Here is a 20,909-nt window from a genome sequence, read left to right on the forward strand (position 1 = left end):
AAGAGGACCCACCATGTCAGACGAAGAAAACGTGACTCCCGAAGAACAGGCACTGGCCGACGAATGGGCCGCGGCGCTCTCCGAATCGGGTGACGCCAACCAGGACGACATCGATGCGATGATGGCCGGCGCAGCCGCTCCGGCCGTGCCCGCCGCGCCGCGCGCGCCGATGGAAGAGTTCGGCATGGCGCCCAAGGCGCCGACCATTGCCGGCCTCGAAGGCCCCAACCTGGATGTGATCCTGGATATTCCGGTGACCATTTCCATGGAGGTCGGCCACACCGACATCAGCATCCGCAACCTGCTGCAGCTCAACCAGGGCTCGGTGATCGAACTCGATCGCCTGGCCGGCGAGCCGCTGGACGTGCTGGTCAACGGCACACTGATCGCCCACGGCGAGGTGGTGGTGGTGAACGAGAAGTTCGGCATCCGCCTCACCGACGTGATCAGCCCCAGCGAACGCATCAAGAAGCTGCGCTGACATGGCCCGCCTGCTCGCGAAACTGTCCGCCCTGCCGCTGGCGGGGCTGTCCCTCCTGGCGATGGCCGACGAGGGCGCCAAGGTTCCGGCATCCAACCCGGCCATCGTCCATGCCAGCTCCACGCCGAGCCTGATCACCGGCAGCGCCGGCGCGCAGCTGATGCAGCTGTTGCTGGGCCTGGTGCTGGTGGTCGGCCTGATCTTCCTGCTCGCCTGGCTGGTGCGCCGTGTGCAGCAGGTGGTGCCGCGCGGTAACCAGGCGATCCGCCTGATTTCAAGCCAGGCACTCGGCCCGCGCGATCGCCTGGTGCTGGTGCAGGTGGGCGAGGAGCAGGTGCTGCTGGGCCTGACGCCGGGTCGCATCACGCCGCTGCACGTCATGCGCCAGCCGGTGCATGCCGCCGAGACGGAGCCCGCGCAGCCGGAATTCGCCCAGCGCCTGCTGGAACTGCTGAACAAGGACAAGGGCCGCCCGCAGTGACCCGTTCGCCGACTTCTTCCGTGCTGATCGGCGCGCTCAAGCGTTTCGCGCCGCTGCTCCTGGCCCTGCTGGCGCTGGCCGCGCCGCAGGCCTTCGCCGCCGACCCGACGCAGTTGACGGCGATCACCGTGACCACCAACCCGCAGGGGCAGCAGGAGTATTCGGTCAGCCTGCAGATCCTGCTGATCATGACCGCGCTGAGCTTCATCCCGGCGTTCGTCATGCTGATGACCAGCTTCACCCGGATCATCATCGTCTTCTCCATCCTGCGCCAGGCGCTGGGCCTGCAGAGCACGCCGTCGAACCAGGTGCTGATCGGCCTGGCCATGTTCCTGACGCTGTTCGTGATGGCGCCGGTGTTCGACAAGATCAACAGCACCGCGCTGCAGCCCTATCTGAACGAGCAGATCCCGGCACAGGAAGCGATCACCCGCGCCGAGGTGCCGCTCAAGGCCTTCATGCTGGCGCAGACCCGGCAATCGGACCTGGAGCTGTTCGTGCGGCTGTCCAAGCGCACCGACATCGCCAGCGCCGACGCCACGCCCCTGACCATCCTGGTGCCGGCGTTCGTCACTTCGGAGTTGAAGACGGCGTTCCAGATCGGTTTCATGATCTTCATTCCGTTCCTGATCATCGACCTGGTGGTGTCCAGCGTACTGATGGCGATGGGCATGATGATGCTCTCGCCGCTGATCATCTCGTTGCCGTTCAAGATCATGCTGTTCGTCCTGGTGGACGGCTGGGCGCTGATCATCGGTACGCTCGCCGGCAGTTTCGGGACGGTCTAGCGATGTCCATTCCTGTCGGCGCAACGCTATCCGATGGCACCGTAGGATGGCGTGGAGCGAAGCGATACCCATCGATTTCCGGGTCAAGCCCGCTGATGGATATCGCAAACTCCACCCATCCTACGAATGAGCTTTCCATTGAGGCCGCCGCGCAAGAGGAGCAACCATGACCCCCGAAGTCGCTGTCGACCTGTTCCGTGAAGCGCTCTGGCTGACCGCCGTGATGGTCGGCATCCTGGTGCTGCCCAGCCTGCTGGTGGGCCTGATCGTGGCGATGTTCCAGGCCGCCACGCAGATCAACGAGCAGACCCTGAGCTTCCTGCCGCGCCTGCTGGTGGTATTGATGACCCTGATCGTGCTGGGGCCCTGGCTGCTGCGGCAGCTGATGGAGTACACCCAGTCGCTGATCACCAGCATCCCGACGCTGATCGGCTGATGCTCGAGCTCAGCAACGCGCAGATCGGCGGCTGGATCGGGGCCTTCCTGTTCCCGCTGTTCCGCATCGCCGCGATGTTGATGGTGATGCCGATCATCGGCACCCAGCTGGTGCCCACCCGCGTGCGTCTCTACCTGTCCGTGGCGATCGCCGTGGCCCTGGTGCCGAACCTGCCGCCGATGCCGCAGGTGGACGCGCTGAGCCTCAAGGCGATGGTCTACATCGCCCAGGAAATCCTCGTCGGCGCCATGCTCGGCTTCGTCCTGCAGCTGATGTTCCATGCCTTCGTCATCTCCGGGCAGATCATCTCCATGCAGATGGGCCTGGGATTCGCCTCCATGGTCGACCCCACCAACGGCATTTCCGTGCCGGTGCTGGGGCAGTTCTTCACCATGCTGGTGACGCTGCTGTTTCTCTCCATGAACGGCCACCTGGTGGTGTTCGAGGTGCTGGCGGAAAGCTTCAATACGCTGCCGGTGGGCGAGGGGTTGTCGAGCAACCATTTCATCACCGTGGCCGGGAAGCTCGGCTGGGTACTGGGTGCCGGCCTGATGATCGCCTTGCCGGCGATCACCGCGCTGCTGGTGGTCAACCTCGCATTCGGCGCCATGACGCGCGCCGCGCCGCAGCTGAACATCTTCTCCATCGGTTTCCCCCTGACCCTGGTCATGGGGTTCGTCATTGTCTGGATTGGCAGTGCCGACATTCTGACTCAGTACCAGGCACTGGCCAGTGAAGGCCTGCGCCTGCTTCGCGAACTCGTGGGGGCCCGCTGATGGCCGAGAACGACAGTAGCGAAGACAAGACAGAGGAACCTACAGAGAAACGGCGCCGCGACGCGCGCGAGAAAGGGCAGCTACCCAGGTCCAAGGAGCTGAACACCCTGGCCGTGCTGCTCGCCGGCGCCGGTGGTCTGCTGATGTTCGGCGCCAGCCTCGCCGACGCGCTGCTGCGCCTGATGCGCGGCAGCTTCGAGTTCGACCGCGCCACGGCGATGAACAGCGAGAGCATGCTCAACCTGCTGATCGCCGGTGCGAAGATCGGCGCCGACGGCGTCTGGCCGATCCTCGCCGTGTTGCTGCTGGCTGCGCTGATCGGGCCGGTGGCCCTGGGCGGCTGGCTGTTTTCCGCCGAGGCGCTGGCGCCCAAGTTCAGCCGGATGAACCCGCTGGCGGGGCTCAAGCGCATGTTCTCTTTGCGCTCGCTGACCGAGTTGCTCAAGGCGCTGGCCAAGTTCGTGCTGGTGCTGATCGTGGCGATACTGGTGCTCAAGTCCGACCAGGACGACCTGCTGGCGATGTCCCACGAGCCGCTGGAGCAGGCCATGGTGCACAGCGCCAAGGTCGTGGGCTGGAGCGCCTTCTGGCTGGCCTGCAGCATCATCTTCATCGCCGCCGCGGACGTTCCGTTCCAGCTCTGGGACAACCGCAAGAAGCTGATGATGACCAAGCAGGAGGTCAAGGACGAGTACAAGGACTCCGAGGGCAAGCCGGAGGTCAAGGCCAAGGTCCGCCAGATGCAGCGCGAGATGGCCAACCGCCGCATGATGCAGGCAGTGCCCCAGGCCGACGTGGTGATCACCAACCCGACCCACTTCGCCGTGGCCCTGCAGTACGACGCCGAGAAGGGTGGCGCGCCGCGCCTGCTGGCCAAGGGCAACGACTTCATGGCCCTGAAGATTCGCGAGATCGCCCAGGAGCACAAGGTCACCGTGCTCGAATCCCCGGCGCTGGCGCGGGCGGTGTACTACTCCACCGAACTCGATCACGAGATTCCCGCCGGCCTCTACCTGGCGGTCGCCCAGGTGCTGGCCTATGTCTACCAGCTCAAGCAGTACCGCGCCGGCAAGGGCAAACGCCCGGGGCCGATGCCGGACCTGCCGATCCCGCCGGATCTGCGTCGCGACGAGTGATGTAGGACCGCGTCCGCTATATCTCGCCCCTCCGACCGCAGTAGCATGGGTGTTTCATGGCCGGGTCGCATGCTCTGGCTGCAAGGATCGCGAAGGGACACTTCGATGCTTCATGGATTCTCCGCCGGCTGGCGCTCGACGTTTTGGTTTCTGCTCTGCCTGTTCTGCTCCCAGTACACCTGGGCGGCTTCGGATGCCGAGGGCGGGGTCCTGCTGCCGCTGGGCGAACGCGTGGTCGACGTCACCGGCACTCTCGACCCCTCCGCCAAGGCCCGCCTGATCGACAAGCTCAAGGCCCTGGAGGAGCGGCGCGGTGCGCAGATCGCCGTGGTGATGCTGCCCTCGGTCGGCAAGATGGGCATCGAGGCGTTTTCCAACAAACTGTTCAGCCTGTGGAAGCTCGGCCGCAAGGGCATTGATGATGGCGTGCTGGTGGTGGTGGCCAAGGACGACCACCTGATGCGCATCGAGGTGGGCTACGGCCTGGAAGGGGCGATTCCCGATGTGCTGGCCGGGCGCATCATCCGCGAGCGCATGGCGCCGGCGTTCCGCGAAGGGGATTACGCCGGCGGTATCGACGCGGCGGTGGATGCGCTGATCGGCCTGATCGACGGCGAACCGCTGGCTGCGCCCGCCCCGTTGCGGGTGCCGCTGGAAGCCTGGCTGCTACTGGTGGCGTTCGTGGCGGGTGGGATTGGCGGTGTGTTGCTGGCCGCCCATCGCCTGCGTTGGCGTGGTGCCCTGATGATCGGCATCGCAATCGTCGCGCTGGTGGCGGTACTCGCCAGCGGCACCGATGCCCTGGTGACCGTGGCGATTTCGCCGCTCTGCTTGCTGATTGGTGGCGCTACCTTCGGCGCACTGTGGACGGTTCGCGTGGTGTTCTACGGTGTGCTGGGATTGATCGCCTACTGCATCCTGCTCGGCTTCCTGACGCCGCGCTTTGGCGGCGTCCTGTGGATTTATGCGCTGGCCGCGCCGGTGGGCCTGCTGTTCGTGCTTGGCCTCTGGTGGCTGGTTATCTCGATGATGCGCGATACCTGGCGCAAGGGTCGCCAGGGCTTCTATCTGCGTTTGCTGATCCTGGCGGGGTTCTACCTGGTGGTGGCGTTCTTCGCGGGCGCACCGGCCGTGCCGCTGAATTGGCTGGCGGTGCTGCCGTTCATGGCGCTCCCCGGGCTGCTGATATTCGGTTCGGGCAAGGGGGCTGGTGGCTCCGGCTCGGGCAGCGGCTCGTCCCGTGGCGGCTCCAGCGGTGGCGGTTTCTCCGGTGGTGGCGGGTCGAGCGGCGGCGGCGGGGCGTCCGGCAGCTGGTAGCGCAGCGCCCCGCGGCTTTGCGCGTTGAGCGCATTCAACTAGCATCTCGACACCCATTTGCCAGGAGGCACCGAGCACGCCATGGACAGCACCGTTCGCGACCGCCGCATTGCTGCCGTCATTCCCCTTGTCACGCTACCGGTGATCTACGTTTCGCTGTGGTTCGTCCCCTTGCTGGTGCTGGGCTATCTGCTGCTGGGGCGCAGGGCTCCGCCGCTGGTCCGTGAAGTGACGCTGCGAGTACTGGACCTGTACTTGTCCCTGGCGCTGATCTTCGTGGCTGTCGTGCTGTTGATCGGTTCGCTGGGCGTGGTTGCCAACGATGGCGAGATCAAGCTCTGGCCTCAGATCAAGTCCGTGCTGGTGGTTGTGTTCAGTCTGCTGATCACGGGATACGTCCTCGTCAGCTCTGCCTTCAGCGTCGTTCGCGCCTGGCGCGGCCAGTTGCACGATCCGAAGCTGTCCATGGGGATTCTGCAGGCCCTGCGCGGACGGCCGAGGGCGGCTGCCTGATGAGAACCTGGATTCTCGGCTTCCTGTGCCTGTTCCTTCTGTCGGGCGCGCCGCTCACGCAGGCTGTCCAGGCTGATAGGGCTGCGGCGAGCGCAGATGTCGCCGACGCGCTGCAGGAGCAGGCGCCTGCCGCGGTGGCCGTGCCTCGGCTGGAGAGCCCGGTCACCGACCTCACCGGCACGCTGGATAGCGACTGGGTCGCCTCGATGCGTCAGCGCCTGCTGGCATTGCAGCAGCGCAAGGGCTCGCAGATCGCCATTCTGATGCTACCCAGCACCGGCGAGGACAGCATCGAGCAGTACGCCACCCGCGTCTTCGAGCAATGGCGCCTGGGGCGGCAGGGGGTGGACGATGGCGTGCTGGTGCTGGTGGCCAAGGACGACCGGACTATGCGCATCGAGGTCGGCTATGGGCTGGAAGGCGCGATTCCGGATGTCAGTGCCGCGCGGATCATCCGGGAATACATGGTTCCGTCTTTCCGCGACGGTGACTTCGCCGGCGGCATCCAGCAGGCGGTCGAGGTCCTGGAGCGTCTGATCGATGGCGAGACACTGCCGGAGGAACGCCAGCAGGGCGGCCTGACGCTCGAGGGCTGGCTGCTGCTGATCGGCCTGGGCGCCGGCGCCGTAGCAGGCATTGCCTTGCGCCGACGTTGGTTCAGCGTTCGCGCCGTGCTGCTCGCATCGGTGGCCCTGGCGCTACTTCTGGCCTTCAGTTCCGGATTGAAAGCCGCGCCGATGCTGCTCTTCGTCCTGCCGTTCTGCCTGTTCACCGGTGGCGGCATCGGCGCCCTGGCTGCCTCTTCGCGCAAGGCAGCCTGGGTGGTGTGCGGGATCATCGGTTACCTGGTGGCGCTGATGCTGCTCGCCTCGCATTTCGACGGGGGAGACGTCGCGCTCTACGGCCTGGCGGCGCCCATTGGTGGGACCGTCGCGCTGATCTTCCTGTGCCTGCCGTTCTTTCTCGCCTACGGCACCTGGAAGCGCAGCCGGCTGGAATTCTGCATTCGCCTGGCGCTGGCCGGCGGCATCGCCGGGTTCGTGGTCTATGCGACGGGAGTTCCGCTGTGGCCCTGGGCGCTTCCCGATTCGCTGGCGCTGATTCCGATGCTGTACGTGCCGATGCTGGTCGCCTTCCTGGCCGGCGGCAGCTCCGGTTCCGGATCCGGCTCGGATTCAAGCTCCGGCGGCAGCAGTTCGTCGTCCGGCGGCAGCAGCAGTTACTCCGGCGGTGGCGGTTCCAGCGGCGGTGGCGGCGCTTCCGGAAGCTGGTGATCCGGCCGCTCTGAGTCGGGCATTTATCGCGGTTCGAAGAAGTTGGAACGCTTCCTGCAAAACCCTGTGCGGATGCCGGTCTCGGCGTCAAAAGTTTGATCCGGTGGCTGCCTCGGCCACCCACGCGCAGGGGAAATTCGGGTGGATCGTACGCAACTGATCGGCACTGTTCGCAGCAACCTGGTAGGGCTCAGCCGAGGCAACCTCGGCGTGCCGCTGCTGCTGCTGGCGATGCTGGCGATGATGACTCTGCCCATCCCGCCATTCCTGCTGGATGTGCTGTTCACCTTCAACATCGCGCTGTCCATCGTCGTCCTGCTGGTCAGCGTGTATGCCCTGCGCCCGCTGGATTTCGCCGTCTTCCCGACCATCCTGCTGGTCGCCACCCTGCTGCGCCTGGCGCTGAACGTCGCGTCCACCCGCGTCGTGCTGCTGCACGGCCACGACGGCCATGCGGCCGCGGGCAAGGTGATCCAGGCCTTCGGCGAGGTGGTGATCGGCGGCAACTACGTCGTCGGCATCGTGGTCTTCGCGATCCTCATGATCATCAACTTCGTGGTGGTCACCAAGGGCGCCGGGCGTATCTCCGAGGTGAGTGCGCGTTTCACCCTCGACGCCATGCCCGGCAAGCAGATGGCCATCGATGCCGACCTCAATGCCGGCCTGATCGAGCAGGCGGAGGCCAAGAAGCGCCGCGCCGAAGTGGCCCAGGAAGCCGACTTCTACGGCTCCATGGACGGTGCCAGCAAGTTCGTCCGCGGCGACGCCGTTGCCGGCCTGCTGATCCTGTTCATCAACCTCATCGGTGGCGTGGCCATCGGGGTGATCCAGCACTCGATGAGCTTCGGCGATGCCGGCAAGGTCTACGCCCTGCTGACCATCGGTGACGGTCTGGTGGCGCAGTTGCCCTCCCTGCTGCTGTCCACCGCCGCCGCGATCATGGTGACCCGTGTGTCCAGCTCCGAGGACATGGGGGCCCAGGTCAACCGCCAGATGTTCGCCTCGCCCAAGGCGCTGGCCATCTCCGCCGCCATCCTCATCGCCATGGGCCTGGTGCCCGGCATGCCGCACGTTTCCTTCGTCGGCCTGGGCGCCCTGGCTGCCGGTGGCGCCTGGATGATCTGGAACCGCCAGCGCCAGGCCACCCAGAAGGCCGAGCAGGAAGCCCAGACGCAGCAGGAACTGCTGCCCGCCCAGCGCGCCGAGCAGACCAAGGAGCTGGGCTGGGATGACGTGACCCCGGTGGACATGGTCGGCCTGGAAGTGGGCTACCGCCTGATTCCGCTGGTGGACCGCAACCAGGGCGGCCAGCTGCTGGCGCGGATCAAGGGCGTGCGCAAGAAGCTGTCCCAGGACCTGGGCTTCCTGATGCCGTCGGTGCATATCCGCGACAACCTCGACCTGCTGCCCAACGCCTATCGCCTGACGCTGATGGGTGTCAGCGTGGCCGAAGCCGAGATCTATCCGGACCGCGACCTGGCGATCAACCCTGGTCAAGTGTTCGGCACCCTCAACGGCATCGCCGGCAAGGACCCGGCCTTCGGCCTGGAAGCCGTCTGGATCGAGGCCTCGCAGCGCGACCAGGCGCAGTCCCTGGGCTACACCGTGGTGGATGCCAGCACCGTGGTTGCCACTCACCTGAACCAGGTGCTGCACAAGCATGCTCACGAGCTGCTCGGCCACGAGGAAGTCCAGCAACTGATGCAGCTGCTGGCCAAGACTTCGCCCAAGCTCGCCGAAGAGCTGGTGCCGGGGCTGATTTCCCTGTCGACCCTGCTCAAGGTGCTGCAGGCGCTGCTGCAGGAACAGGTGCCGGTACGCGATATCCGCACCATCGCCGAAGCCATCGCCAACGTGGCGGCGAAGAGTCAAGATCCCGCCGCGATGGTGGCGGCGGTTCGCGTCGCGCTGTCCCGCGCAATCGTGCAAACCATTGTGGGACTAGAGCCGGAGCTGCCTGTGATCACTCTGGAACCCAGGTTGGAACAGATATTGCTCAATAGTCTTCAGAAGGCCGGACAGGGCTCCGAAGACGGCATGTTGCTGGAACCCGGAATGGCCGAAAAGCTGCAACGCTCGATGGTTGAAGCGGCGCAGCGTCAGGAGATGCTCGGTAAGCCGGCGATTCTGCTGGTGGCAGGTCCCATCCGCGCGATGATGTCGCGATTCGCCCGGATGGCGGTTCCCACCATGAACGTGCTGGCTTACCAGGAAATCCCGGACAACAAACAAGTCACGATTGTCGCCACTGTTGGGCAGAACTGATTGAGGTCCAAGGCCATGCAGGTAAAACGCTTCTTCGCCGCCGATATGCGTCAGGCCATGAAACTGGTCCGTGACGAGCTGGGCCCGGATGCCTCGATCATCGGCAACCGCCGTGTCGCCGGCGGCGTGGAGCTGACCGCCGCGCTGGATTACCAGGCGCCGGTGGCCGCCAGCAAGCCGAACCCGGCGCTGGAAGCCGAGCTGCGCAAGACCCAGGCGAAGATCGCCCAGGCCAAGGCGGACCTGTCGGCCCCGGCCCGCGCAACCGATGGCGTGCGCAAGGACCGTCAAATGTACGGCACCGAAGCGCCGCGCCGCAGCGCCGCCGAGACCCTGGCCGAAGCCATGGCCGCACCGGCTGCCCCGACGCCGGCGGCTGCCGGCCAGCAGGCGCTGGAAGCCATGCGCTTCGAGCTCAACGGCCTGCGTGAACTGATTGAAGTGCAACTGGGCTCCATCGCCTGGAACCAGCTGCAGAACCAGCGCCCGAAGCAGGCCAACCTGTGGCGTCGCCTGCAGCGCATGGGCCTGCCGGCCGACCTGTCGCGCAGCCTGCTGGAGCGCGTAGCCTCCATCGCCGATCCGAAGCAGGCCTGGCGTATGCTGCTGGCGCACCTGGCGCGCTCGATCAACACCCCGGAAACCGACCTGCTGGAGCAGGGCGGCGTGATCGCCCTGGTCGGCCCGGCCGGCATGGGCAAGACCACCACCCTGGCCAAGCTGGCTGCCCGCTACGTACTCAAGTACGGCGCCCAGAGCATTGCCCTGGTGTCCATGGACAGCTTCCGCATCGGCGCGCAGGAGCAGATCAAGACCCTGGGCCGTATCCTCAATGTGCCGGTGACCCTGGTCGATCCTGGCCAGTCGCTGATCCAGGCCATGGCGCCGCTCGCGCGCAAGCGTCTGGTGCTGATCGACACCGCCGGCCTGCCGGCCAACGATCCGGCGCTGCGCATGCAGCTCGAAGCGCTGTCGTCGCTGAGCCTGAACGTGAAGAATTACCTCGTGCTGGCCGCGACCAGCCAGAGCCAGGTGCTCAAGTCCGCCTGGCAGAACTATCGTTCCTGTGGGCTGGCCGGGTGCATCCTGACCAAGCTGGACGAAGCGGGAAGCCTCGGCGAAGCTCTGGCTCTGGCTATCAGCCAGCATCTCCCGGTAGCCTATCTGGCTGACGGGCCGAAGATCCCGGATGACCTGCATGTGGCACGCGCGCACCAACTGGTCAGCCGTGCGGTGAGCCTGCAGTCGCCGGAAGAGCCCAGCGAAGACGCCATGGCCGACATGTTTGCCGGCCTTTACCAGCAGCCGGTGCGTCGCGCCAGCTGAGGATTGTGAGCCCCGGGTGGGGCGTGGGGCGGCCGGTTGGGCCGCCCAAGCGATGCGGATGCTCTGCAAGATGATCCGCGAGCACCGGAAGCGGTGGAGCACCGCAGCCGGATTAGCCGAAACGCCAGAAGCGTGACGGTCGAACGACGAGACAAGGTATTGATATGGGCATGCATCCCGTTCAGGTAATCGCAGTCACCGGTGGCAAGGGTGGCGTGGGCAAGACCAACGTGTCGGTGAATCTGTCGCTGGCGCTGGCCGATCTTGGTCGCCGCGTCATGCTGCTGGACGCTGACCTTGGCCTGGCCAACGTCGACGTGCTGCTGGGCCTGTCGCCCAAGCGCACGCTGGCCGACGTGATCGAAGGCGAATGCGACCTGCGCGACGTGATCCTCCAGGGGCCCGGCGGCATCCGCATCGTCCCGGCGGCCTCGGGCACCCAGAGCATGGTGCACCTCACGCCGATGCAGCATGCCGGCCTGATCCAGGCTTTCAGCGACATCAGCGACAACATCGACGTGCTGGTGGTGGACACCGCCGCCGGCATCGGTGACTCGGTGGTGAGCTTCGTTCGCGCGGCCCAGGAAGTACTGCTGGTCGTCTGCGATGAACCCACGTCCATCACCGATGCCTATGCTTTGATCAAGCTGCTCAACCGCGACTACGGCATGACCCGTTTCCGCGTGCTGGCGAACATGGCCCACAGCCCCCAGGAGGGCCGCAACCTGTTCGCCAAGCTGACCAAGGTCACCGACCGTTTCCTCGACGTGGCGCTGCAGTACGTCGGCGCCATTCCCTACGACGAGTCGGTGCGCAAGGCGGTGCAGAAGCAGCGTTCGGTGTATGAGGCGTTCCCGCGCAGCAAGGCTTCCCTGGCCTTCCGGGCGGTGGCGCAGAAGGTCGACAGCTGGCCGCTGCCGGCCAACCCACGAGGGCACCTGGAGTTCTTCGTCGAGCGCCTGGTGCAACATCCCACGGGTTCGGCCGTATGACCGCGGCCTCCGGAGCGCGTATGTACAGCAAGGCACAGGCGCATAACTCCCAGGAACTGCTGATCCAGAAACACGCACCACTGGTGAAGCGCATCGCCTACCACCTGCTGGGCCGTCTGCCGGCCAGCGTGCAGGTGGAGGACCTGATGCAGGCCGGGATGATCGGCCTGCTGGAGGCGGCGAAGAAGTACGACGCGGGCAAGGGCGCGAGCTTCGAGACCTACGCCGGCATCCGTATCCGTGGCGCCATGCTCGACGAGGTGCGCAAGGGCGATTGGGCGCCCCGTTCGGTGCACCGCAACACCCGCATGGTCAGCGACGCCATCCGCGCCGTCGAGGCGCGCACCGGACGTGACGCTAAAGATCAGGAGGTTGCTGCCGAACTCAATATGAGCCTCGAAGATTATTACGGCATCCTCAGCGACACCCAGGGCAGCCGGTTGTACAGCTTCGATGACATGTTGCAGGACGGTGAACAGGGCGGTGGCCTTGCCGAAGACGCTTCGCATCACGACAACGAGCCGTCCCACGGCCTGGAAGACGAACGCTTCCAGGCGGCGCTGGCCGACGCCATCACCAAGCTGCCCGAGCGCGAGCGGCTGGTCCTGGCGCTGTACTACGACGAGGAGCTCAACCTCAAGGAGATCGGCGAAGTACTGGGCGTCAGCGAGTCCCGCGTCAGCCAGCTGCACAGCCAGTGCGCCGCGCGCCTGCGCTCGCGACTGGCGGAGTGGCGCGCGCGCTGAGCATCGGGTAGTTTCGCGGCTGCTTGTTCTGAGCGTAAAGCCTGAAAGGAATTTCCTTAGGCAAGTTATAGGCTTACGAATTTTTGGGTGACGTTCCTTTGACGCATCCACCCCAAAGAGCGCACGGCGCTCAATGAATTGACGGCACGCCCGCCAGGGCGCGTTTGGTATCGATGGAGGCAGGTTTGGACAAGAACATGAAAATTCTCATCGTGGACGACTTTTCCACGATGAGGCGCATCATCAAGAACCTCCTGCGAGACCTGGGGTTCACCAACACCGCAGAAGCCGACGACGGCACCACTGCGCTGCCGATGCTGCACAGCGGCAACTTCGATTTCCTCGTGACCGACTGGAACATGCCCGGCATGACCGGCATCGACCTGCTTCGTGCGGTCCGCGCCGACGAGCGCCTCAAGCACCTGCCGGTGCTGATGGTCACCGCCGAAGCCAAGCGCGACCAGATCATCGAAGCGGCCCAGGCCGGGGTCAACGGCTATGTGGTCAAGCCTTTCACCGCTCAGGTGCTGAAAGAAAAGATCGAGAAGATTTTCGAGCGGGTCGGCAGCTAAGGCCGGCATAGAGGGCGTCATGGATTTCAACGAATCCGCGGGTGACTTCGAGTCGACCCTGAAAAAACACGCGCGCGAATTGGTCGACTGCCTCGAACGCGGCGACGTTCAGACCGCCGTGCAACTGATCTCCGAGCTCAACCAGGCGCGCGACCGAGGCCTCTACCAGGAGGTCGGCAAGCTCACCCGCGAGCTGCACAACGCCATCGTCAACTTCCAGATCGATCCCAACTCCCGGCACGCCGAGGAGATGTCGCAGATCGCCGACGCGACCGACCGCCTGTCCTACGTGGTGACGATGACCGAGAAAGCGGCCAATCGCACCATGGACCTGGTGGAGGAGTGCACCCCGGTGGTCATGCACATCGAGACCCAGGCCAAGGAGCTGCAGGAAGACTGGTCGCGCTTCATGCGCCGCGAGCTGGGCGCCGACGCCTTCCGTGACCTGGCCAAGCGCGTCGAGCAGTTCCTCTACATCAGCGCCCAGGACAGCCGCAAGCTCTCCGCCCACCTGAACGACATCCTGCTGGCGCAGGACTTCCAGGACCTCACCGGGCAGGTGATCAAGCGCGTCACCAAGCTGGTGACCGAGGTCGAGTCGAACCTGGTCAAGCTGGTCTGGATGGCGGGTCAGGTCGATCGCTACGCCGGTATCGAGCATGACCACGACGGCATGCGCGACGCGGTGGAAAAAGAAAGATCGTCCAAGGGTGAAGGTCCGCAGATTGCTGCCGATACAAGAAAGGACGTCGTGTCCGGTCAGGACGATGTCGACGACCTGTTGTCCAGCCTTGGTTTTTAAGCGTCGCCTGACGCTGTAGAGGGAGCACCGAATGAGCTTCGACGCCGATGACGAAATCCTCCAGGACTTCCTGGTGGAGGCCGGCGAGATTCTCGAGCTACTGTCCGAGCAACTGGTCGAGCTGGAAAGCCGCCCGGAAGACATGGACCTGCTCAATGCCATCTTCCGTGGGTTCCACACCGTCAAGGGTGGTGCCGGCTTCCTCCAGCTGAACGCGCTGGTGGAGTGCTGCCACATCGCCGAAAACGTGTTCGACATGCTGCGCAAGGGCGAACGCCGCGTGGATGCCGAGCTGATGGACGTGATGCTGCAGGCGCTGGATACCGTCAACGTCATGTTCCAGCAGGTGCGTGACGCGCAGGAGCCGACTCCGGCGACGCCCGAGCTGCTCGCTGCCCTGTCGCGCCTGGCCGACCCGAATGCCGCCCCGGCCGAAGCTCCCGCTCCGGCCGTGGTCGAGCCTGTTGCGGAAGAAGCTCCGGCGGCCTACGGCGACATCACCGACGCCGAGTTCGAGCAACTGATGGATGCCCTCGAGCCCACCGCTGATGCGCCTGCCGCACCGGTTGGCGCGGGTGGCGACGACATCACCGACGACGAATTCGAAGCACTCCTCGACCAGTTGCACGGCAAGGGCCAGTTCAGTGCTGGCGCCAAGGAAGCCGCCAAGGCCGCCCCGGCTCCGCTGGCCGACGCTCCGGCCGCCAGTGGTGGTGACGAGATCAGCGACGATGAGTTCGAAGCGCTGCTCGACCAGTTGCATGGCAAAGGCCAGTTCACCGGCGCGAAGGAAGAAGCCGCCGCTCCCGTCGAGGCTGCTGCCGCGACCAAGGCGGAGGATGCTCCGGCGGCCTCCGGCGACGACAACATCACCGACGACGAATTCGAGAAGCTGCTCGACGAGCTGCACGGCAAGGGCCAGTTCACCGGCGCGAAGGAAGAGCCGGTTGCGGCCGCCAAGCCGGCTGTCCAGCCTGCTGCGCCGGCGCCCAAGCCCGCCGCCGCGCCCGCACCGGCTGCTGCTGCCAAGCCTGCCGCGGCCAAGCCCAGCGCGGCCGCCGCCGCAGAGAAACCGGCCAACGAAGCGGAAACCACCGTGCGCGTGGACACCGCCCGCCTGGACGAGATCATGAACATGGTCGGCGAACTGGTGCTGGTGCGTAACCGCCTGGTGCGCCTGGGCCTGAACAGCGGCGACGAGGCGATGGCCAAGGCCGTTTCCAACCTCGACGTGGTCACCGCCGACCTGCAGTCGTCGGTCATGAAGACCCGCATGCAGCCGATCAAGAAGGTCTTCGGCCGCTTCCCGCGGCAGGTCCGCGACCTGGCGCGCAATCTGAAGAAAGAGATCAACCTCGAGCTGATCGGCGAAGAAACCGACCTGGACAAGAACCTGGTCGAAGCCCTGGCCGACCCGCTGGTGCACCTGGTGCGCAACGCGGTCGACCACGGCATCGAAGGCCCGGACGAGCGCGAAGCCGCCGGCAAGTCCCGCTCGGGCAAGGTGGTGCTGTCCGCTGAGCAGGAAGGCGACCACATCCTGCTGTCGATCTCCGATGACGGCAAAGGCATGGACCCGGATGTGCTGCGCGCCAAGGCCGTGGAGAAGGGCCTGCTGGACAAGGACGCGGCCGATCGCCTGTCCGAGTCCGACTGCTACAACCTGATCTTCGCGCCGGGCTTCTCGACCAAGACCGAGATTTCCGACGTCTCCGGCCGCGGTGTCGGCATGGACGTGGTGAAGACCAAGATTTCCCAGCTCAACGGCATCATCAACATCTACTCGACCAAGGGCCAGGGCTCGAAGATCGTCATCAAGGTCCCGCTGACCCTGGCGATCATGCCGACCCTGATGGTGATGCTGGGCAACCAGGCCTTCGCCTTCCCGCTGGTCAACGTCAACGAGATATTCCACCTCGACCTGTCGAACACCAACGTGGTCGATGGCCAGGAAGTGGTGATCGTTCGCGACAAGGCCCTGCCGTTGTTCTACCTCAAGCGCTGGCTGGTGCCGGGCGCGCAGCATGACGAGCCGGGCGAGGGCCACGTGGTGATCCTCTCCGTGGGCACCCAGCGCATCGGCTTCGTGGTCGACCAACTGGTGGGCCAGGAAGAGGTGGTGATCAAGCCGCTGGGCAAGATGCTGCAAGGCACGCCGGGCATGGCCGGAGCGACCATCACCGGGGACGGGCGCATCGCGCTGATCCTCGACGTGCCGAGCATGCTCAAGCGCTACGCCCGTCGTATCTGACCGCCGTGCGCGAGCCGCGAGGCCCGCGCACGTGATGGAAGAAGTTTTTTTCAGGAGTGTCTATGGCTGTCAAAGTCCTGGTGGTGGACGATTCGGGGTTCTTCCGCCGCCGCGTCTCGGAGATTCTTTCGGCTGATCCGCAGATCCAGGTGGTCGGCACGGCGACCAACGGCCGCGAGGCGATCGATCAGGCGCTGGCGCTCAAGCCCGACGTGATCACCATGGACTACGAGATGCCGCTGATGGATGGCATCACCGCCGTGCGGACCATCATGCAGCGCTGCCCGACGCCGGTCCTGATGTTCTCCTCGCTGACCCACGAGGGCGCGCGGGTGACCCTGGACGCGCTGGATGCCGGCGCCGTCGATTACCTGCCGAAGAACTTCGAGGACATCTCGCGCAACCCGGACAAGGTCCGCCAGTTGCTGTGCGAGAAGGTCCACACCATCGCCAAGAGCAATCGCCGCTTTGCCGCGTACTCGTCCTATTCCTCCAGCACGCCGACTTCAGCCGCACCGGCGGCCAGCAGCGCCGCGCGCCATGCCGCTCCCGCTTCCTCGGGCAGCAGCCAGGCGCCAGCGACTCCGGCGCCGACGACTTCCGCCGCCCCAAAGCGTAAGCCCTACCGGCTGGTAGCCATCGGTACGTCCACCGGTGGGCCGGTGGCGCTGCAGCGGGTCCTGACCCAGCTGCCTGCCAACTTCCCTGCGCCGCTGGTGCTGATCCAGCACATGCCGGCGGCCTTCACCAAGGCCTTCGCCGAGCGCCTGGACAAGCTGTGCAAGATCACCGTCAAGGAAGCCGAGGATGGCGACATCCTGCGTCCCGGCGTGGCGTTGCTGGCTCCCGGCGGCAAGCAGATGATGGTCGACGCTCGCGGCGCGATCCGCATTCTCCCCGGCGACGAGCGCCTGAACTACAAGCCCTGTGTCGACGTGACCTTCGGTTCCGCGTCCAAGGCCTATGGCGACAAGGTGCTGGCGGTGGTCCTTACCGGCATGGGCGCCGACGGCCGCGAAGGTGCGCGCATGCTCAAGCAGGGCGGTGCCCAGGTCTGGGCGCAGGATGAGGCCAGCTGCGTGATCTACGGCATGCCCATGGCGATCGCCAAGGCCGGCCTGGCCGATGCGGTGTACAGCCTGGACGACATCGGTCGCCACCTGACCGAGGCCTGCGGCTGATGGATGTCCTCAGCCTGGTCGGCCTGATCCTTGCGCTGGTTGCCATCATCGGTGGCAACTTCCTCGAGGGTGGGCACGTCGGTGCCCTGGCCAACGGCCCGGCGGCGCTGATCGTGGTCGGCGGCACCCTGGCCGCCGCGCTGCTGCAGACCCCGGTGGCAGTGCTCAAGCGGGCGCTGACCATGCTGCGCTGGATGGTCCTGCCGCCCAAGGTGGACCTGGTCGGCGGCATCAACCATGTGGTCGGCTGGAGCATGACGGCGCGCAAGGAAGGCCTGCTGGGCCTGGAAACCGTCGCCGACGCCGAGCGTGACCCCTATGCGCGCAAGGGCCTGCAACTGCTGGTGGACGGCACTGAGCCCGAGGCCATCCGCAGCATCCTCGAAGTCGACCTGTACAACCAGGAAAGCCGCGATCTCGCGGCGGCCAAAGTGTTCGAAGCCATGGGCGGCTATTCGCCGACCATCGGCATCATCGGCGCGGTGATGGGCCTGATCCACGTGATGGGCAACCTCGCCGACCCCAGCCAGTTGGGCAACGGCATTGCCGTGGCCTTCGTCGCCACCATCTATGGCGTCGGCCTGGCCAACCTCCTGCTGCTGCCCATCGGCAACAAGCTCAAGAGCATCGTGCTGCGCCAGTCGTGTTACCGCGAAATGTTGATGGAGGGCCTGCTGTCCATCGCCGAAGGCGAGAACCCGCGCTCCATCGAGCTGAAGCTGCAAGGCTTCGTCGGCTGAGGGGGAGGGGATGCGCATGCCTCGCCGCAGACGCCATGAGGAACACGAGAATCACGAACGCTGGCTGGTGTCCTACGCGGACTTCATCACCCTGCTGTTCGCCTTCTTCGTGGTGATGTACTCGATCTCCTCGATCAACGAGGGCAAGTACAAGATCCTCTCGGAAACCCTGACCGGTGTGTTCAACCAACCGGACCGTTCGATCCGCCCGATTCCCGTCGGCGAGGAGCGCCCGCGCACCCAGCAGCCGGACCAGTCGATCACCGAACCGCAGGACGAAGGGCAGGCCCAGGGCAGCCCCGATACCCTGCAGCAGATCAGCGACAGCGTGCGCCAGGCGTTCGGCGACCTGATCTCCAGCGAACAGCTGTCGGTGCGCGGCAACGAGTTCTGGATCGAGATCACCCTCAATTCCAGCCTGCTGTTCCCCAGCGGCGACGCGATCCCCAATGACGCTGCCTTCGCCATCATCGAGAAGGTCGCCAGGATTCTGGCGCCTTACCGCAACCCGGTGCATGTCGAAGGCTTCACCGACAACGTGCCGATCCATAATTCGCAGTACCCGACCAACTGGGAGTTGTCCGCGGCCCGTGCCGCCAGCATCGTCCGCATGCTCGCCCAGGACGGCCTCGACGCCGGTCGGCTGGCGGCGGTGGGCTATGGCGAATTCCAGCCAGTGGCGGACAATGCCACGGCGGATGGTCGCGCACGCAACCGCCGGGTGGTGCTGGTGATCTCCCGCAACCTGGAGGTGCGCCGCAGCATCAGCGGCGTCGGTAGCGGCAAGGCACAGCCCGATCCGGCCTTGCGGCATGCTGGCACGCAACCTGCACCAGTGCTTGCCAGTGAGGCGCCCGCCAGTGGCGCCGTCAATTCTTCGTCATCGGCCACAGGGCAATGAGAACCATGACTACGATCCTGAGCCGATGCTGTGCCACCGGGGAGCGCGCACTATGAAAGTCTGGGCGGTAGCCAACCAGAAAGGTGGCGTCGGCAAGACCACTTCCTCCATCGCCTTGGCGGGCCTGCTGGCGGATGCCGGCAAGCGCGTGCTGATCGTCGACCTGGACCCCCACGGCTCGATGACCAGCTATTTCGGCCACGACCCGGACAGCCTGGAACACAGCGTGTTCGACCTGTTCCTGCACCAGGGCAACGTGCCCGAGGGACTGCCCGAGTCGCTGCTGCTGCCCACCAGCCACGAGAACATCCGCCTGCTGCCATCGAGCACCGCGCTGGCCACCCTGGAGCGCCAGTCGCCGGGGCAGAACGGCCTGGGCCTGGTGATCGCCAAGAGCCTGGCGCAACTGTGGAACGAATTCGACTACGCGATCATCGACAGCCCGCCGCTGCTGGGTGTGCTGATGGTCAACGCCATGGCGGCCAGCCAGCACCTGGTGATCCCGGTGCAGACCGAGTTCCTCGCCCTCAAGGGCCTGGAGCGCATGGTCAACACCCTGAAGATGGTCAACCGCTCGCGCAAGCAGGCGCTGCCGTTCACCATCGTGCCGACCCTGTTCGACCGCCGTACCCAGGCTTCCCTGGGCACCCTGCGGGTATTGCGCGATACCTACCCGGACACGCTCTGGCAAGCCTTCATCCCGGTGGACACCAAGCTGCGCGACGCCAGCCGCCTGGGCATGGTGCCGTCGCGCAACGACAGCAACAGCCGGGGCGTGATCGCCTACCGTGCGTTGCTCAAGCATCTGCTGGCCCATGTGCCGGCGAGCCAGGTAGCCTGAGCATGGCTGGCACCCACAGAAGAATCCGACGGATGCGTTCAAGTCCTGCGCATCCGCTGCCGATAGGCTGGACAGTTACCTTGCGCGGTTATCCATCATGAGTCGTTCCGCTACCGCCACTCGCCCCCAGCTCGCGCTGCAGTCCTACCTGGACGCGCTGCTGCAGGAGGCCACTTTCGAAGACTTCGCCGTGGAACCGCTGGCGCAGCCCGTTGCCGCACCCGTTGCATCGGTTCCGGTTGCCGCGGTGGCACTGGTGGTCAGCGAGCCGGTGGAGCCACTCACCGCCGAACCTCAGGCAGCGGTGATGCAGGCGCCGGAAACCAGCGTCAGCCTCGACGAATTCGAAGCGGCCGTGCTCGAAGAGCAGGTTCGTGATGCGCGCCTGAGCGGCGTCGCCCGCGCGCCAGTTGCTGAACCCAAGGTCATCGAAGCCCTGCTGCCCGAACCGGTCGCCCCGGCCATCGAGGCGCCGATCGCCGACGAGCCGCCTGCGCAGATCGGCCAGGTCATCGACCTGCACCAGCCCGGCAGCGCCGAGATGCCCGCCGCGCCGCTGAAGCTGCTCGACGATGGTCGTCCGGTATGGGCTGCCGAGCCCTTCGAATGCCTGCTGTTCGACGTCGCCGGCCTGACCCTGGCAGTGCCGCTGGTCTGCCTGGGCTCGATCTATCCGCTGGCGGGGCACGACCTGACCCCGCTGTTCGGCCAGCCGGACTGGTTCCTTGGCATCCTGCCGGGGCAGAACGGCAACCTCAAGGTGCTCGACACCGCGCGCTGGGTGATGCCCGAGCGTTACCGCGACGACTACCGCGAGGGGCTGCAGTATGTGATTTCCGTGCAGGGGTACGAGTGGGGGCTGGCCGTGCACCAGGTCAGCCGCTCGGTGCGCCTCGACCCGTCCGAGGTGAAGTGGCGCAGCCAGCGCCAGCAGCGCCCGTGGCTGGCCGGCACGGTGATCGACCAGATGTGCGCGCTGCTGGATGTCTCGGCCCTGGCCGAACTGATCGCCAGCGGCGCGGCGAAGCACCTGAAGCCCTGAGGCCGGGCGCTACCTTATTGAAAGACAACCATCGCGCCGCAGGCGGCG

General features: G+C 65.7%; 21 protein-coding genes. All 21 read left to right on the forward strand.

All coding sequences use genetic code 11. From position 1 onward, the window contains the following. Nucleotides 1-13: 13 nt before the first annotated feature. The 21 genes from fliN (at nt 14) to A6723_RS12515 (ending at nt 20,861) form a co-directional block, all read left to right on the forward strand. Nucleotides 14-481, forward strand: coding sequence for a flagellar motor switch protein FliN (gene fliN, locus A6723_RS12415; protein ID WP_024764960.1), 468 nt, complete (start codon nt 14-16; stop codon nt 479-481). A gap of 1 nt (nt 482) precedes the next feature. Next, nucleotides 483-962: a flagellar biosynthetic protein FliO gene (gene fliO, locus A6723_RS12420; RefSeq protein ID WP_139092959.1), complete on the forward strand. Its 480-nt coding sequence runs from the start codon at nt 483-485 to the stop codon at nt 960-962. Nucleotides 963-982: 20 nt separating this feature from the next. After that, nucleotides 983-1,750, forward strand: coding sequence for a flagellar type III secretion system pore protein FliP (gene fliP / locus A6723_RS12425; RefSeq protein ID WP_371914056.1), 768 nt, complete (start codon nt 983-985; stop codon nt 1,748-1,750). A gap of 166 nt (nt 1,751-1,916) precedes the next feature. Beyond that, nucleotides 1,917-2,186: a flagellar biosynthesis protein FliQ gene (gene fliQ, locus A6723_RS12430; RefSeq protein WP_054907285.1), complete on the forward strand. Its 270-nt coding sequence runs from the start codon at nt 1,917-1,919 to the stop codon at nt 2,184-2,186. Next, nucleotides 2,186-2,962, forward strand: coding sequence for a flagellar biosynthetic protein FliR (gene fliR / locus A6723_RS12435; RefSeq protein WP_024764964.1), 777 nt, complete (start codon nt 2,186-2,188; stop codon nt 2,960-2,962). The genes fliQ and fliR overlap by 1 nt, the downstream gene beginning before the upstream one ends. Then, a complete protein-coding gene (gene flhB, locus A6723_RS12440; protein ID WP_054907286.1) occupies nt 2,962-4,098 on the forward strand; it encodes a flagellar biosynthesis protein FlhB in 1,137 nt (378 codons plus the stop codon). The genes fliR and flhB overlap by 1 nt, the downstream gene beginning before the upstream one ends. Nucleotides 4,099-4,203: 105 nt before the next feature. Beyond that, nucleotides 4,204-5,415, forward strand: coding sequence for a YgcG family protein (locus A6723_RS12445; protein ID WP_139092960.1), 1,212 nt, complete (start codon nt 4,204-4,206; stop codon nt 5,413-5,415). An 81-nt stretch (nt 5,416-5,496) separates the two neighbouring features. Continuing rightward, the gene (locus A6723_RS12450; RefSeq protein WP_054907287.1) at nt 5,497-5,928 is read left to right on the forward strand and encodes a hypothetical protein; all 432 of its coding nucleotides are present in this window, start codon (nt 5,497-5,499) and stop codon (nt 5,926-5,928) included. Continuing rightward, nucleotides 5,928-7,202: a YgcG family protein gene (locus tag A6723_RS12455; RefSeq protein WP_054907288.1), complete on the forward strand. Its 1,275-nt coding sequence runs from the start codon at nt 5,928-5,930 to the stop codon at nt 7,200-7,202. The genes A6723_RS12450 and A6723_RS12455 overlap by 1 nt, the downstream gene beginning before the upstream one ends. A gap of 141 nt (nt 7,203-7,343) precedes the next feature. Then, nucleotides 7,344-9,467 (forward strand): flagellar biosynthesis protein FlhA, encoded by a 2,124-nt coding sequence (flhA, locus tag A6723_RS12460; protein ID WP_054907289.1) that lies wholly within the window; start codon nt 7,344-7,346, stop codon nt 9,465-9,467. 15 nt (nt 9,468-9,482) lie between these two features. Next, a complete protein-coding gene (gene flhF / locus A6723_RS12465; RefSeq protein ID WP_054907290.1) occupies nt 9,483-10,793 on the forward strand; it encodes a flagellar biosynthesis protein FlhF in 1,311 nt (436 codons plus the stop codon). Nucleotides 10,794-10,957: 164 nt separating this feature from the next. Then, the gene (gene fleN / locus A6723_RS12470; RefSeq protein WP_017520297.1) at nt 10,958-11,785 is read left to right on the forward strand and encodes a flagellar synthesis regulator FleN; all 828 of its coding nucleotides are present in this window, start codon (nt 10,958-10,960) and stop codon (nt 11,783-11,785) included. Then, a complete protein-coding gene (gene fliA / locus A6723_RS12475) occupies nt 11,782-12,531 on the forward strand; it encodes an RNA polymerase sigma factor FliA (RefSeq protein WP_024764971.1) in 750 nt (249 codons plus the stop codon). Before fleN ends, fliA begins: the two co-directional genes overlap by 4 nt. Before the next feature lie 197 nt (nt 12,532-12,728). Then, nucleotides 12,729-13,103 carry a chemotaxis response regulator CheY gene (locus A6723_RS12480; RefSeq protein WP_085988857.1) on the forward strand — a complete coding sequence of 125 codons (375 nt, stop codon included), beginning with the start codon at nt 12,729-12,731 and terminating at the stop codon, nt 13,101-13,103. A gap of 19 nt (nt 13,104-13,122) precedes the next feature. Beyond that, nucleotides 13,123-13,905, forward strand: coding sequence for a protein phosphatase CheZ (locus A6723_RS12485; RefSeq protein WP_024764972.1), 783 nt, complete (start codon nt 13,123-13,125; stop codon nt 13,903-13,905). Between the two features lie 31 nt (nt 13,906-13,936). Next, nucleotides 13,937-16,156, forward strand: a complete 2,220-nt coding sequence (locus A6723_RS12490) for a chemotaxis protein CheA (protein WP_054907291.1) — start codon at nt 13,937-13,939, stop codon at nt 16,154-16,156. A gap of 62 nt (nt 16,157-16,218) precedes the next feature. Further along, nucleotides 16,219-17,337 (forward strand): chemotaxis response regulator protein-glutamate methylesterase, encoded by a 1,119-nt coding sequence (locus A6723_RS12495; RefSeq protein ID WP_054907292.1) that lies wholly within the window; start codon nt 16,219-16,221, stop codon nt 17,335-17,337. Beyond that, the gene (locus A6723_RS12500) at nt 17,337-18,077 is read left to right on the forward strand and encodes a flagellar motor protein (protein ID WP_054907293.1); all 741 of its coding nucleotides are present in this window, start codon (nt 17,337-17,339) and stop codon (nt 18,075-18,077) included. Before A6723_RS12495 ends, A6723_RS12500 begins: the two co-directional genes overlap by 1 nt. Nucleotides 18,078-18,093: 16 nt before the next feature. After that, nucleotides 18,094-18,978 carry a flagellar motor protein MotD gene (motD, locus tag A6723_RS12505; protein ID WP_024765934.1) on the forward strand — a complete coding sequence of 295 codons (885 nt, stop codon included), beginning with the start codon at nt 18,094-18,096 and terminating at the stop codon, nt 18,976-18,978. Between the two features lie 52 nt (nt 18,979-19,030). After that, nucleotides 19,031-19,819: a ParA family protein gene (locus tag A6723_RS12510; RefSeq protein ID WP_024765935.1), complete on the forward strand. Its 789-nt coding sequence runs from the start codon at nt 19,031-19,033 to the stop codon at nt 19,817-19,819. Nucleotides 19,820-19,916: 97 nt separating this feature from the next. Continuing rightward, nucleotides 19,917-20,861 carry a CheW domain-containing protein gene (locus A6723_RS12515; RefSeq protein ID WP_054907294.1) on the forward strand — a complete coding sequence of 315 codons (945 nt, stop codon included), beginning with the start codon at nt 19,917-19,919 and terminating at the stop codon, nt 20,859-20,861. Nucleotides 20,862-20,909: the final 48 nt, after the last annotated feature.

It is taken from the genome of Pseudomonas sp. AU11447 (assembly GCF_001672555.2).
Classification (GTDB): domain Bacteria; phylum Pseudomonadota; class Gammaproteobacteria; order Pseudomonadales; family Pseudomonadaceae; genus Pseudomonas; species Pseudomonas nitroreducens.

Coding starts and splice junctions, on each gene's coding strand:
- fliN (WP_024764960.1), top strand. CDS start 14: ATGTCAGACGAAGAAAACGTGACTCCCGAAGAACAGGCACTGGCCGAC.
- fliO (WP_139092959.1), top strand. CDS start 483: ATGGCCCGCCTGCTCGCGAAACTGTCCGCCCTGCCGCTGGCGGGGCTG.
- fliQ (WP_054907285.1), top strand. CDS start 1,917: ATGACCCCCGAAGTCGCTGTCGACCTGTTCCGTGAAGCGCTCTGGCTG.
- fliR (WP_024764964.1), top strand. CDS start 2,186: ATGCTCGAGCTCAGCAACGCGCAGATCGGCGGCTGGATCGGGGCCTTC.
- flhB (WP_054907286.1), top strand. CDS start 2,962: ATGGCCGAGAACGACAGTAGCGAAGACAAGACAGAGGAACCTACAGAG.
- A6723_RS12445 (WP_139092960.1), top strand. CDS start 4,204: ATGCTTCATGGATTCTCCGCCGGCTGGCGCTCGACGTTTTGGTTTCTG.
- A6723_RS12450 (WP_054907287.1), top strand. CDS start 5,497: ATGGACAGCACCGTTCGCGACCGCCGCATTGCTGCCGTCATTCCCCTT.
- A6723_RS12455 (WP_054907288.1), top strand. CDS start 5,928: ATGAGAACCTGGATTCTCGGCTTCCTGTGCCTGTTCCTTCTGTCGGGC.
- flhF (WP_054907290.1), top strand. CDS start 9,483: ATGCAGGTAAAACGCTTCTTCGCCGCCGATATGCGTCAGGCCATGAAA.
- fleN (WP_017520297.1), top strand. CDS start 10,958: ATGGGCATGCATCCCGTTCAGGTAATCGCAGTCACCGGTGGCAAGGGT.
- fliA (WP_024764971.1), top strand. CDS start 11,782: ATGACCGCGGCCTCCGGAGCGCGTATGTACAGCAAGGCACAGGCGCAT.
- A6723_RS12480 (WP_085988857.1), top strand. CDS start 12,729: ATGAAAATTCTCATCGTGGACGACTTTTCCACGATGAGGCGCATCATC.
- A6723_RS12485 (WP_024764972.1), top strand. CDS start 13,123: ATGGATTTCAACGAATCCGCGGGTGACTTCGAGTCGACCCTGAAAAAA.
- A6723_RS12490 (WP_054907291.1), top strand. CDS start 13,937: ATGAGCTTCGACGCCGATGACGAAATCCTCCAGGACTTCCTGGTGGAG.
- A6723_RS12495 (WP_054907292.1), top strand. CDS start 16,219: ATGGCTGTCAAAGTCCTGGTGGTGGACGATTCGGGGTTCTTCCGCCGC.
- A6723_RS12500 (WP_054907293.1), top strand. CDS start 17,337: ATGGATGTCCTCAGCCTGGTCGGCCTGATCCTTGCGCTGGTTGCCATC.
- motD (WP_024765934.1), top strand. CDS start 18,094: ATGCCTCGCCGCAGACGCCATGAGGAACACGAGAATCACGAACGCTGG.
- A6723_RS12510 (WP_024765935.1), top strand. CDS start 19,031: ATGAAAGTCTGGGCGGTAGCCAACCAGAAAGGTGGCGTCGGCAAGACC.
- A6723_RS12515 (WP_054907294.1), top strand. CDS start 19,917: ATGAGTCGTTCCGCTACCGCCACTCGCCCCCAGCTCGCGCTGCAGTCC.